The 11,897-nt window shown below is 69.2% G+C and carries 11 protein-coding genes; 5 read left to right on the forward strand and 6 right to left on the reverse strand.

The window, feature by feature from the left end; translation table 11 throughout:
• Positions 1–192: 192 nt before the first annotated feature.
• Both ABZX37_RS16020 and typA read right to left on the reverse strand, forming a co-directional pair.
• Complete coding sequence (locus ABZX37_RS16020) at positions 193–1,923, reverse strand: ABC transporter family substrate-binding protein (protein WP_354740072.1); 1,731 nt, start codon at positions 1,921–1,923, stop codon at positions 193–195.
• Between the two features lie 215 nt (positions 1,924–2,138).
• Positions 2,139–4,070: a translational GTPase TypA gene (gene typA / locus ABZX37_RS16025; RefSeq protein ID WP_354740074.1), complete on the reverse strand. Its 1,932-nt coding sequence runs from the start codon at positions 4,068–4,070 to the stop codon at positions 2,139–2,141.
• A gap of 223 nt (positions 4,071–4,293) precedes the next feature.
• Between typA and ABZX37_RS16030 the strand changes: the two genes are divergently transcribed.
• Complete coding sequence (locus ABZX37_RS16030) at positions 4,294–4,452, forward strand: hypothetical protein (RefSeq protein WP_354740076.1); 159 nt, start codon at positions 4,294–4,296, stop codon at positions 4,450–4,452.
• A 400-nt stretch (positions 4,453–4,852) separates the two neighbouring features.
• On the opposite strand, the gene ABZX37_RS16035 is transcribed toward ABZX37_RS16030, so the two are convergent.
• On the reverse strand, positions 4,853–5,155 hold the full coding sequence (locus tag ABZX37_RS16035) for a YciI family protein (RefSeq protein ID WP_354740078.1): 303 nt from the start codon (positions 5,153–5,155) through the stop codon (positions 4,853–4,855).
• A gap of 177 nt (positions 5,156–5,332) precedes the next feature.
• On the opposite strand from ABZX37_RS16035, the gene trpS reads away from it, so the two are divergent.
• A complete protein-coding gene (gene trpS / locus ABZX37_RS16040) occupies positions 5,333–6,298 on the forward strand; it encodes a tryptophan--tRNA ligase (protein WP_354740080.1) in 966 nt (321 codons plus the stop codon).
• A gap of 21 nt (positions 6,299–6,319) precedes the next feature.
• Here trpS and ABZX37_RS16045 read toward each other — a convergent pair whose 3' ends face one another.
• The 3 genes from ABZX37_RS16045 to ABZX37_RS16055 are packed head-to-tail and all read right to left on the reverse strand — an operon-like array spanning position 6,320 to position 8,777.
• On the reverse strand, positions 6,320–6,721 hold the full coding sequence (locus tag ABZX37_RS16045; protein WP_354740082.1) for a (deoxy)nucleoside triphosphate pyrophosphohydrolase: 402 nt from the start codon (positions 6,719–6,721) through the stop codon (positions 6,320–6,322).
• Between the two features lie 23 nt (positions 6,722–6,744).
• Positions 6,745–8,070, reverse strand: a complete 1,326-nt coding sequence (locus ABZX37_RS16050; RefSeq protein WP_354740084.1) for a HAMP domain-containing sensor histidine kinase — start codon at positions 8,068–8,070, stop codon at positions 6,745–6,747.
• A complete protein-coding gene (locus ABZX37_RS16055; RefSeq protein ID WP_354740086.1) occupies positions 8,067–8,777 on the reverse strand; it encodes a response regulator transcription factor in 711 nt (236 codons plus the stop codon). The genes ABZX37_RS16050 and ABZX37_RS16055 overlap by 4 nt, the downstream gene beginning before the upstream one ends.
• 145 nt (positions 8,778–8,922) lie before the next feature.
• On the opposite strand from ABZX37_RS16055, the gene ABZX37_RS16060 reads away from it, so the two are divergent.
• The 3 genes from ABZX37_RS16060 to ABZX37_RS16070 are packed head-to-tail and all read left to right on the forward strand — an operon-like array spanning position 8,923 to position 11,890.
• A complete protein-coding gene (locus ABZX37_RS16060) occupies positions 8,923–10,014 on the forward strand; it encodes an outer membrane lipoprotein carrier protein LolA (RefSeq protein ID WP_354740088.1) in 1,092 nt (363 codons plus the stop codon).
• Entirely contained in the window at positions 10,011–11,015 is a 1,005-nt protein-coding gene (locus tag ABZX37_RS16065; RefSeq protein ID WP_354740090.1) for an ABC transporter ATP-binding protein, read from the forward strand. Before ABZX37_RS16060 ends, ABZX37_RS16065 begins: the two co-directional genes overlap by 4 nt.
• The gene (locus tag ABZX37_RS16070) at positions 11,012–11,890 is read left to right on the forward strand and encodes an ABC transporter permease subunit (protein ID WP_354740092.1); all 879 of its coding nucleotides are present in this window, start codon (positions 11,012–11,014) and stop codon (positions 11,888–11,890) included. Before ABZX37_RS16065 ends, ABZX37_RS16070 begins: the two co-directional genes overlap by 4 nt.
• Positions 11,891–11,897: the final 7 nt, after the last annotated feature.

An 11,897-nucleotide genomic window follows, 5' to 3' on the forward strand; every position in this document is an offset into this window, starting at 1 on the left:
GCTTGTTTCCCGATAATGTTCTTTGTGGGTAACCCTGTGGAAATCAGAGTCCGTGAGGGTTCCCCTCACGGACCTTTCGCGTGCATCGCGCGCCAGGCCCGTCGGCCCGGGCGAGAACCCTGCGCGCTACAGAGAAAACCCCAATGTGGCATTGGGTGCATCTGACGCACCCAATGCCACATTGGGGCGGGATCAGGTGGCGCCGCGGGTCCAGTTCACGGCGGAGCCGAACGGGCCCTGCATCGGCGGACCCGGCGTCAGGCCGGAGATTCCCTTGCCTACCGCCAACGTCTCGGCTTCCTGGAACAGCGGGATCGCGACATTCTGGGACCACAGTTGCGATTCCAGCGTCTTGAGCGAATCGGTGACCGTCGCCGAGCCGGTCAGCGCCGAGTCGATCGTCGCTTGCAAGCCCTGATCGCACAGTCCGGCGGGATTGGCCGGCACCACGGGTTTGGTCTTGTCCGCAGGGGGCAGTTCGGGCGCGCAGCCGTAGTTGGACGCCAGGACCGTCGCCGGGTCGCCGCCCACTGGCTGGCCCACTACGGCGATGTCGACGCCCACCGTGCTGTTCGAATCCGGGCTTGCCTGTTGTTTTCCGTTCACTACCGGCATTGCCAGCAGCGACGAGTACAGGTCGCGCGGCTGCGGTTTGATCTGGTTGACCTCGATGCCGCCCGCGACCAGCTCCGACGCCAGTTCCTTCGCGATCGACGCGTACGGTTCCTGTTCCCCGGGCGACGCGAGCACGATCGACAGCGTCTTGTTTCCCTTGCGCCACACGCCAGCTTCCTTCTTGTACCCGGCGGCGGTGAAGTACTGCTCAGCCTTGGTCGCGTCCGGAGCCGACGGCGGGCCAGCCGGAATGGTTGCGGCGTAGCCCTTCGCCGAAGGCGGGAGGACCTGCGCGTCCGCCTTCAGCGTCGCGGACGGGCCGCCCTTCGCTCCGGCGGAGATCAGCTTTCCGCGGTCCAGCAGCGAGGCGATGCCCGCCCGAACCTGGGGTTCAGACAGCGTCGCGCTGACCGGGCGCAGCAGTACCGACGCGGTCAGCGGGCGCGGCACGGTGTGCAACTGGACTGCCGAGCCGAGGTCGTTCAGCAGCTGCAAGCCGGTGGAATCGGTGTGGGTCAAGGAGAACTGGTCGTTGCCGCTGCGCAGGGCGGTCGCGATGCCGGACGCGTCCGAACGGCGCAGGATAAGCGTGTCGACCGCGGCTGGCTTCTCCCAGTACCGGTCGTTGCGCTGGAGAGTCGCTTCGCCGCGGGCGGTGTCGATGGTCTTGATCGCGAACGGACCGGCTACCGCGGGGAAGCTGGTCGCGAGCGCGTTCGTCCAGCCGCCGGGCGAGTCCTTGAGCAGGTGCTGCGGCAGCAGATTGTCGAACAGCGTCTGCCAGGCCGGGTACGGCTTGCTGAAGGTGACCTCGACGCCCTTGCCGCCGTCACGCGATTCGATGTCCGAGATCAGCCGGTAGCCCGCCGGGTCGATCACGCCGGGGTTCGTCTTCATCGCGTTGGCGAGGTAGATGAAGTCCTCGGTGGCGATCGGGGCCCCGTCGGACCACGAGGCGTCCGGGCGGATCACGTACTTCACCGTGAACGGCACCTGCGACACGACCTCGGCCGAGACCATCAGCGTCTTGTCGAGCGTGCGCGCGCCGTCGTCGGACTGCCGGAACACCGAGGGCAGCAGCAGTTGCGACAGGGCTGTGGTGATCGTCGAGGCGTCCGCGATGCTGTGCGGGTTGTAGCCGCCGACCACGTCGTCCACGCCGACCACGATCTGCGACAGCGCCGCCGCGCTGGTCGTGCTCGACGGCGGAGCCGACGTGACCACCGGGGGCGGCGGGGTGTTCGAACACGCGGCGAGCAGTACTCCCGCCAGCGCGAGCACCGGCCCCAACCGGCGTCCGAATCGCACGCTCGTCCTCCTGAAAGTTCCCGCCGCGCTCCGTGGTCCGAGCGGACATGCTGCCATGACAGGGCGGGGGCCGGCATCGAGATTCCCACATCGGCCGCCTCTCCGTGACATCGGAGTGGATACCGCCATAAGAGTGGACGCACGAACCGCTGCCGGGGTTCACGCGAAAGGGCGCCTCCCGGAACGGGAGGCGCCCTTTTTCACCTTCGCGAGGTTCAGCTGTTGTTGTCGCGGCTCTTGGCCCGCGAGCGCTCCTTGGCGCGGGTGTTGATGTCGAGCGTGACCTTGCGGACCCGCACGACCTCCGGCGCGACCTCGACGCATTCGTCGCTCGCGCAGAACTCCAACGCCTCTTCGAGGCTGAGCTTGCGCGGGCGGGCCAGCGTCTCCATCACGTCGGCCGAGGACTGCCGCATGTTGGTGAGCTTCTTTTCCTTGGTGATGTTGATGTCGAGGTCCTCGAACCGCGGGTTCTCGCCCACGACCATGCCCTCGTACACCTCCGCGCCGGGCTCGACGAAGAACGTGCCGCGGTCGGCGAGCTGGATCATCGCGTACGCGGTGATCGGGCCCGAACGGTCGGCGACCAAGGAGCCGCTGTGCCGGGTGCGGATCTCGCCCGCCCACGGGAAGTAGCCCTCGAACACGTGGTTCGCGATGCCGGTGCCGCGGGTTTCGGTGAGGAAGTCGGTGCGGAAGCCGATGAGGCCGCGCGACGGCAGCACGTAGACCAGCTTGATCCGGCCGGTGCCGTTGCCGCTCATGTCCTCCATGCGGCCCTTGCGGGACGCGAGCAGCTGCGTGATCGCGCCGAGGTGCTCCTCGGGCGAGTCGATGTACAGGCGCTCGAACGGCTCGTGCAGCTTGCCGTCGATCGTGCGCAGCACCACCTGCGGCTTGCCGACGGTCAGCTCGAAGCCCTCGCGGCGCATCTGCTCGACCAGGATGGCCAGCGCCAGCTCGCCTCGGCCCTGCACCTCCCAGGTGTCCGGGCGCTCGGTCGGCAGGACGCGGATCGAGACGTTGCCGATCAGCTCCTGGTCGAGACGGGCCTTGACCAGCCGCGCGGTGACCTTGTCGCCGCCGTTGCGCCCGGCCAGCGGCGAGGTGTTGACGCCGATGGTCATCGAGATGGCTGGCTCGTCCACGGTGATCCGCGGCAGCGCGACGGGATTCTCCGCGTCGGCGAGGGTGTCGCCGATGGTGATGTCCGGGATGCCCGCGATCGCGACCAGTTCGCCGGCGCTGGCCTCGGCCGCCGGGACGCGGGTGAGCGCCTCGGTGACGAGCAGCTCCGAGATCCGGACGTTCTGCACGGTGCCGTCCTCGCGCATCCAGGCCACGGTCTGGCCCTTGCGCAGCTTGCCGGCGTGGATGCGGATCAGCGCGATGCGGCCGAGGAAGTTCGACGCGTCGAGGTTGGTGACGAGCGCCTGCAGCGGGGCGTCCAGGTCCGCGGCCGGGGCCGGGACGTGCTGGAGCAGGGTCTCGAACAGCGGGTCGAGGTTCTCGCTGTCGGGAAGGCCGCCGTCCTCGGGCTGCTCCAGCGACGCCTTGCCGGCGCGCGCGGAGGCGTAGACGACGGGGAGGTCGAGGATCGCGTCGAGGTCGGCGTCCTCGATGTCGCCCGCCAGGTCGAGCAGCAGGTCGTGGGTCTCCTCGACGACCTCGGAGATCCGCGCGTCCGGCCGGTCGACCTTGTTGACCAGCAGGATCACCGGCAGCTTCGCCTCGAGCGTCTTGCGCAGCACGAAGCGGGTCTGCGGGAGCGGGCCCTCGCTCGCGTCGACCAGCAGCACGACGCCGTCGACCATGGAGAGGCCGCGCTCGACCTCGCCGCCGAAGTCGGCGTGGCCCGGGGTGTCGATCACGTTGATGGTGACCGTGCCGTCGGCGGTCTGACGGTGGATGGAGGTGTTCTTCGCGAGAATGGTGATGCCCTTTTCCCGCTCGAGCTCACCGGAGTCCATCACGCGGTCGACCAGCTCGGCGCGTTCGGCGAAGGCGCCGGACTGACGGAGCATGGCGTCGACCAGGGTGGTCTTGCCGTGGTCGACGTGGGCGACGATCGCGACGTTGCGCAGGTCGGGCCGGGTCTTGCCGGACGCGCGGCCGGTTTCGACCGCGGTGGCGCTGGCTGCGGGCACGCGAAGACTCCTGAACTTCGAAGAAAAAAGGCGGGTGGCACCGCGCGGCGGGTCGGGATGACGGGCACCGGACACTGCGACCGGCTCTCGCTGACCGGCTTTGGCCACACGCGGACTTCAACCAGGATACCTGTTGGGTTGGTGTGAGGAGCGCCACGCCCCATGATCGGTTAGGCTCACCTAACCTTGTGGGTGTTGTCGCAGCCGGGTTGAGGAGTGTGCGGTGGGCAAGAAGCACGCGGATGATCCCCGGGCTGTGGTGCGGAAGCTGATGAAAGCCGGGAAGGTCAAGAAGAAGTGCTGCCGGTCGAAGGACCGGTGCAAGAAGTGTCCGGTTTTGGCGCTGAAGAAGGCCAAGAAGCAGGTGGAGAAGGCTGCTTGAGGGCGTTCTGTCGCGGCTCGTCGCCTGGCGGCGACATTGCGCACGTTGGTTGCGTGGGGCACCCCGAAGCTTGATTGTGCTGACGGTCTGAGGGTGGTTGTCAAGGCTGGAAAGATGCCTTGACAACCACCCTCAGACCGCATTTTGGCTTCGTATCGGGGTGCGGGGGTGGTGTGGGTGCACCTCGAGTTGGGTGCATCGGCCGCGGTTCGCGTGGCCGGGGCTAGCGCCCCAATGTGGCATTGGGTGCATCTGACGCACCCAATGTGGCGTTCGGTGCATGCGACGCACCCAACGCCACATTGGGGCGCATCCCGGCGGCGGCAGGGCGGGGCGGGGCGGGGCGTGAGGGGAACCCTGAGGGACTCAGAGTCCCTGAAGGTGGCCCTCACGGAATTCGCTAGTTGTTGTCCAGGAGTTCGTTCACCAGGTTCAGTTCCGGGGACGTCCTGGTGGGCTGGAAGTGGATGATTTCGTAGGTCGCCAACTGGGCGATCGCGAAGGGGTCGGTGGCCAGGATCGCGTCCAGCCGCGCGCGTTCCATGGGGCGGGTGATCAGCACGCCGCCGGTGCGGGGTTTTTGGCCTCCCGACGCTAAGAAGTGGCCGTCTTCGTACTGCTTCGTGAGCCACTCGTTGTGGGCTGGGAGGGCGCGGTCGATTTCCGCTAGCGGAACGATGTACGTGAGCACGACGACGAACATGGTTCGAACCGTAGTCCGGTGCTAGGCTCGCCGCATGCGTTTCCAGAGCACTCAGTGGTGGCCGCCCGTTGGCGGCCCGCTTGCTCTGCGCTGAAAAACCAGCGAAGGCCGCCCCGGTGGGCGGCTTTTTTGTGTCCGCTCCCGGGGTTCTGCTCAACCTAGGGAGAGGGAAATCCAATGGTCCAGCTGTCCGGCATCACGCCGTCCGGTCACGTTCAGCTCGGCAACCACCTCGGCGCGTTGCGGCGGTGGGCGGCTGAGGGCGGAGCGGACGATCTGTACTTCGTGTCCGATCTCCATGCGATGACTACCGCGCACAATCCGGCGAGGTTGCGGTCGTTGGCGACCGAGCAGCTGGCCGTGCTGGTGGCTGCGGGGATCGCGCCGGAGCGGGTGTTCGTGCAGTCTGATCTTGCTCGGGAGCTGGGTGCGTTGACCTGGGTTTTGGAGTGCACGTGCTCGTACGGCGAGGCGGCGCGGATGATCCAGTTCAAGGAGAAATCCAAGGGGCAGGCGGGAGTTCGGCTCAGTCTGCTCACTTATCCGGTGTTGATGGCGGCTGACATTCTGTTGCAGGGCGCGGATGAAGTGCCGGTTGGCGAGGATCAGCGGCAGCATGTCGAGTTGGCTCGCACGCTTGCTCGGCGGTTCAACTCCACGTACGGCGAGGTGTTCGTCGTGCCGGAGGCGACGTTGCCGCCTGCCGGGGCGCGGGTGAAGGATCTGGCCGAGCCGACGCGGAAGATGTCCAAGTCCGCGCAAAATTCCGTGGGCGTGGTGTTCGTGCTGGACGAACCGGATCAGATTCGGCGCAAGATCCGCAAGGCTCAGACGGACGGGGACTCGGTGCCCGCGTACGACCCGGAGAACCGGCCGGGGATCTCGAATTTGCTGGAGATCCTGGCTGCTTGCGTGGGCGGCGAGCCGGCGGAGCTCGCGGACAAGTATCCGTCGTACGGCGTGCTCAAGGACACAGTCGCCGACGCGGTGATCGAGGAGTTGCGTCCGGTTAGGGAAGGCACGCGCGCGTTGCTCGACGACGTCACCGAGTTGGAGCGGGTGCGCAAGGCGGGCGCGGAGCGGGCGATCGACCGCAGTTCGCACCGGGTGTCCGCGGCGTTGCGGATGGTCGGGGCTGCTTGAAGGGCCTCGTGAGTGCCGGTTCTACTCGGAACCGGCACTCACGAGCTCATGCAGCGCGGGCAGCAGATCCCGGTCCGCCGGAAGCCAGTCCAGATCGTCCAGTTCGTCGTGTCCGACCCAGCGCAGGGCGGTGTGTTCGACCGCTCGCGGCTCGTCGCCGGGCGAAAGCAGCGCGGCGGAGTACACGCGCAGCACTTTTCCGCCCGGCAGCGGGATCTCCGGGCCGACGCGGTCGCCGACGGTGACCACCACGTCCAGTTCCTCGTGGCATTCCCGGGCCAGCGCGAAGGCTTCGGTCTCGCCCTCTTCTACGCGCCCGCCCGGCAGTTCCCACTGGCCCGCGTGATGCGGCGGCCAAGCTCGTTGCTGGGCAAGAAGCTTGCCGTCGCGCACCAGTGCCGCCCCGACGATGACCGCGTCCATGCGCCCAGTCTCCCCCACCGGATTCACCAGTCCGCTCCCGCCCGCCAGGTGACCTCGAACCGCGCGCCGCCGTCCGGTGACTCCCCGACCCGGACCTGGCCGCCTCGGCGGCGGACCGTTTCGGCGACCATCGCCAGGCCCAGCCCGGTTCCGCCGGACGAGCGCGCCCGGTCGTCGGACACCCGATAGAACCGGTCGAACACCTTGCTCCGATGCTCGGGCGCGATGCCGGGGCCGTCGTCGTCCACCACGACTCGGACCTTCGAGCGTGAAGCGAGCACGGACACCACGATCTGACCGGACGCGTACCGGCAGGCGTTGCGCAGCAGGTTGTCCAGCACCAGTTCGACCTCCTGGTGCGCCGCCGAGGCCCAGGCCTGCGCCACCGCGCTGCTCACCCGCGTGTTCGGCGTCCCGGACGGCAGCCGCCGCACGGCCGCGCGGACCTCGGACACCACCTCGACCGGTTCCGCGGGCGGCACCTCGCCGGCGTCGGAGCGAGCCAGCGTGAGCAGGCCGTCGAGCAGGCCGGACAGCCGTTCGGACTCCTCGAGGATGTCCGAGAGCGTCTCCTGCGACAGCTCCGGATCGGGATTCGTGACGGCCACCTCGGCCTGCACGCGGATCGAGGCGACCGGCGAACGCAGCTCGTGCGCCGCGTCGCCGGTGAACCTGCGCAGCCGCTGGCTGACCTCTTCCTGACGTTCGAGCAACGCGTTGAATTCCTCGGCCAGCGCGCGCATTTCGTCGTGCGACGTCGGCAGCGGCAGCCGGGACCCCGGAGGCAGCGCGCGCACCAGCCCGCGCATCCGAGCCACCGGCCGCAGCGCGAGCCGGACGACCAGCCAGGTCGCCAGGCCCGCCACCAGCGCGCCGACCAGCGCGACCACGACCAGCCACAGCCCGCCGTAATGCACCGCGGCGGCGAATCCGACGAGCCCGGCCCCGGCGACGACCAGCCGCTGGCTGCCGTTCGGCGTGCTGACCACCTGGCCGCGCCAGCGCGATCCGTCGGACTGCACCGGCAAACCCGCCTTGAGCTGCGACACCTCCGGCTCGGTCAGCTTCGGCCGGGCTTGGCCGTCGACCGGAGCGCCGGAAATGTCCAGCACCCGCACGGAAACCGGGTCCGCCGAGGTCAACGGCGTCCCGGTGGAGACCGCACCGGCCGCCGGGACGAGCGCGGCGGTCAGCTCCTCGTCGACCGAGTCAGTGAGCAGCGGGTCGAGCTTGTTGGCCGCCAGCGCGGCGAGGCCGAGCAGACAGCCGAGGGTGATCGCCGCGGCCAGCACGGTGATCCGGACCTGCAGTGAACGACCGCTCCACCACGACGACGGCGAGCCGGTCACCTGACCTCGTCGAGCTGGTCGTCGGAGGCGAGATAGCCGTGCCCGCGCACCGTCCGCAGGATCGAGCCCGCGCCGACCGCGTCGAGCTTGCGCCGCACGTAACCCACATACACCTCAACGAGATTCCGTGTGACGGCCTGCTCCTCGCCCCACACCGCGCGCAGCAGCTCGTCCTTCGTCACGACCGTCCCGGAACGGCCGACGAGCACCTCCAGCAAGCCGAACTCGCGCGGGCTCAACGGCACTTCGTGCCCGTCCCAGCGGACCTGCCGCAACGCCCGGTCGACCTCCAGCGCACCGAGTTTCAGCGCACCGCGTGACGCGTCCGGCCCGGCGCGGCGCAGCACCGCCCGCACCTGGGCGACCAGCACGACGAACGAGAACGGCTTCACGAGGTAACCGTCGGCGCCGAGGTCGAGGCCGTCGGCCTGGTCGATCTCGCCGTCCTTCGCGGACACCAGCAGCACCGGCGTGGTCACGTTCTCCGCGCGCAGCCGTTCCAGCACGCGATAGCCGGACAAGCCGGGCAGCATGATGTCCAGCAGCACGACGTCGAACGAACCGGTCCGCGCGAGCTGCAGCCCGGTCGGCCCGTCCGCGGCGGTGACCACGTCCATGTCCTCCGCGCGCAGGCCGCGCTGCAGCGCCTTGCGCACGCCAGGTTCGTCGTCGACCACCAGCACCCGAGGTTTCACGATCCTCATCATGGCCGGTTTGCGCAGTTGACGCGCGTACTCTCAGTGCGATCTCAGCTAGCCGGGCCGAACATTCAGGGGTATCTCAGCCTCGGCGGGGGAACGTCTGCACCGGGAGCCGGGCCCACCAGAGCCCGGGAACACAGGGAGAGACGAGATGGATCCGAAGAAGAAGGCCATCACAGCGGCCGTCGTCGGCACCGCGCTCGGTGTCGGGGGACTGGTTGTCGTGGCGATGCCTGCCTCGGCGGGGGACGCGCCGAAGCTGCCACAGGTCAGCGCGGAGGACTTGGTCCAGTCGGTGGTCACCGCCAAGCCGGCGCCGTTCGACGGCACCGTGACGGTAAGCAACGACCTCGGCCTGCCGAAGATGGCGACCGGCGCGATCCCGGGGGCGGGCGCGCTGGGCGTCGACTCGGCGCAGGTGTTCAGCGACGGCGCCGGCAAGACGAAGGTGTCGCTCACCAAGGGGCAGGCGCAGGAGACGATCATCCACAACGGCAACACCGTGTGGGACTACGACTCCAAGACCAACAGCGCGACCAAGACCACGATCCCGGCCGAGGTCGCGACCAAGCAGCACAAGCCGGCCGAGGGCCAGGCCGCCGACCCGTCCACCGCGGCCAAGGAACTGCTGGCCAAGGTGCGCGAGAGCAGCAACGTCGCGGTCGACGGCACGGCGACGGTCGCCGACCGCCCGGCGTACGAGCTGGTCCTCACGCCGAAGCCGACCGAACGCACGCTGCTGCGCGAGATCCGCGTCGCGGTCGACTCGCAGACCCGGATGCCGCTGCGGCTTTCGGTGCTGAGCAACGGAACCACCGCCCCGGCGCTGGAGCTGGCGTTCAGCAAGATCGAGTTCGCCGACCAGTCCGCCGACCTGTTCGCCTTCACCCCGCCCAAGGGCGCGAAGGTGACCGAGAAGCAGGCCAAGATCGACGACCGCGACAAGGCGCTCGCGAACGAGGCCAAGCAGGCCACCAAGTTCGTCGGCGACGGCTGGGACACCGTCGTCACCGGCAAGGTGCCCGCGGACCTGATGAAGCCCAAGCAGGCCCAGGGCGACGAAAAGGGCGGCGCGGACGTGCAGAAGATGCTGAGCCGGTTCGCCAAGCGGGTCAACGGCCCGTGGGGCAGCGGCTACCTCTTCACCACGAAGGTGGGCGGAGCGGTACTGACCGACGACGGCCGGTTCGCCGCCGGCGCGGTCCCGGAGCAGGTGCTCTACGAAGCGCTGGGCGCCAAGTGACCAGCATCGCGGTCGAAACCGGGGCGGGCATCTCGGACGAGGTGCCCGCCCCGGCGGTCCCGCTGGCCGCGCGCACCCGAGGGGTGCGCAAGGTCTACCGCAGCACGGTCGCGGTGGACCACGTGGACCTGGACGTTCCCGAGGGCGCCGTGCTCGGCATGCTCGGGCCCAACGGTTCGGGCAAGACGACCACGATCCGGATGCTGCTCGGGCTCGTCCGCCCGACCGCGGGCGAGGTCGAACTGCTCGGCCGGAAGATGCCGGAGGAGTCCGCGCACGCGCTGCCGGACGTCGGCGCGCTGGTCGAGGGGCCGGGCTTCCACCCGTTCCTCTCCGGCCGCGACAACCTGCTGCGGTTCGCCGCCGCCGAGCCCCGGCTGGCGTCGTCCGCGATCCCCGGCGCGGTCGACTCCGCGCTGGACCGGGTCGGGCTGTCGGTCGCCGCGCGCCGCCGGTACAAGGGCTATTCGCTCGGCATGAAGCAGCGGCTCGGCTTGGCGAGCGCGCTGCTGGTGCCGCGCCGGATGGTCGTGCTCGACGAACCCACCAACGGTCTGGATCCGGCGGGTACCAGGGAGATCCGCCGTATCATCGCCGATCTGCACTCCGACGGCGTGACCGTGGTGGTTTCCTCGCACCTGCTCGCCGAGGTCGAAGCGACCTGTACGCACGTGGCGGTGCTGCAGTCCGGCACGGTGGTCGCGCAAGGCGAGCTGTCGGACCTGCTGGAGTCGGGGAACGCCGCGCTGCTGGTGCGCACCCCGGACGCCGAGCAGGCGGTGGAAACGTTGCGGGAGAACCGGATCGGGGCCCGGCTGACGCCGGACGGCGTCCGAGTCGACCTCACCGCGACGCCTTCGCCGAGGGTGCTGCAGGTGCTCGTGCAAGCGGGCGTCGAGGTGCACGAGGCGACCCGGGCGCGAACCGGGCTGGAGGACCTGTTCGCGCGGCTGACCGAAGGGGAATCGGCGGCTGGCGAAGAAGCTGAGGGGGAATCATGACTGCCGCTGCGGTCGCGGTGCCGGTAAGCCGGACCGGACACGACACGGTGCCGTTGCTCCGGCTGATCGCCGCGGAGCTGCGCTGGATTTTCCACCGGCCGCGCACGCTCGCCGTGCTGGGTCTGCTGGCGCTGGTGCCGATCGTGATCGGGATCGGCCTCACGTTCGTCGGCCAGAACTCCGGGAGCAACGCGCCGGACGACAGCGGCGGCGCGCTGCTGGTGTCGGCGGTGAACAACGCGTTCGTGCTGCCGATCGCCGCGATGGTCATGACGCTCACGCTGCTGCTGCCGCTCGCCTCCGCGATGGCGGGCGCGGACGCGATCGCGGGCGAGGCCGCGCACGGCACGCTGCGCGGGTGGCTCATCGCGCCGGTGAGCCGGGGACGGCTGCTGACGGTGAAGGCGTTCGGCGTCGCGACGGTGTCCGTGGTCGCGGTGCTCGCGATGTGCGTGACCGGCGTGGCCACCGGGTTGATCATCAACGGCACGGATTCGCTGTTCACGCTGTCGGGCACCACGTTGTCGCTCGGCGAGGCGCTGCTGCGGATCCTGCTCGTCGGCGGCTGGATCGTGCTGCAGCTGTGGGCGGTCGGCGCGATCGCGCTGGCGGTGTCGAGTTTTACCGAGCACCCGATGCTCGTGGTCGCCTCGGTGCTGGCGATGAACATCGTCTTCACGATTCTCGGCTTCCTCAGCTCGCTGAAGGCGGTGCACCCGTTCCTGCTCACGCAGAACTGGACACTCGCCCCGGCCTCGGCCCTGCAGGATCCGATGACGCTGTCGATGATGGGCGAAGGCGCGGTCCGCGCGGCCTGCTACATCGTGGTGGGGCTGTCGATCGCCTACGGACGCCTCGTCACCCGGGACGGCTGACCTGGGG

The sequence above is a fragment of the Amycolatopsis sp. NPDC004079 genome (assembly GCF_040610415.1).
GTDB classification, from domain to species: Bacteria; Actinomycetota; Actinomycetes; order Mycobacteriales; family Pseudonocardiaceae; genus Amycolatopsis; species Amycolatopsis halotolerans.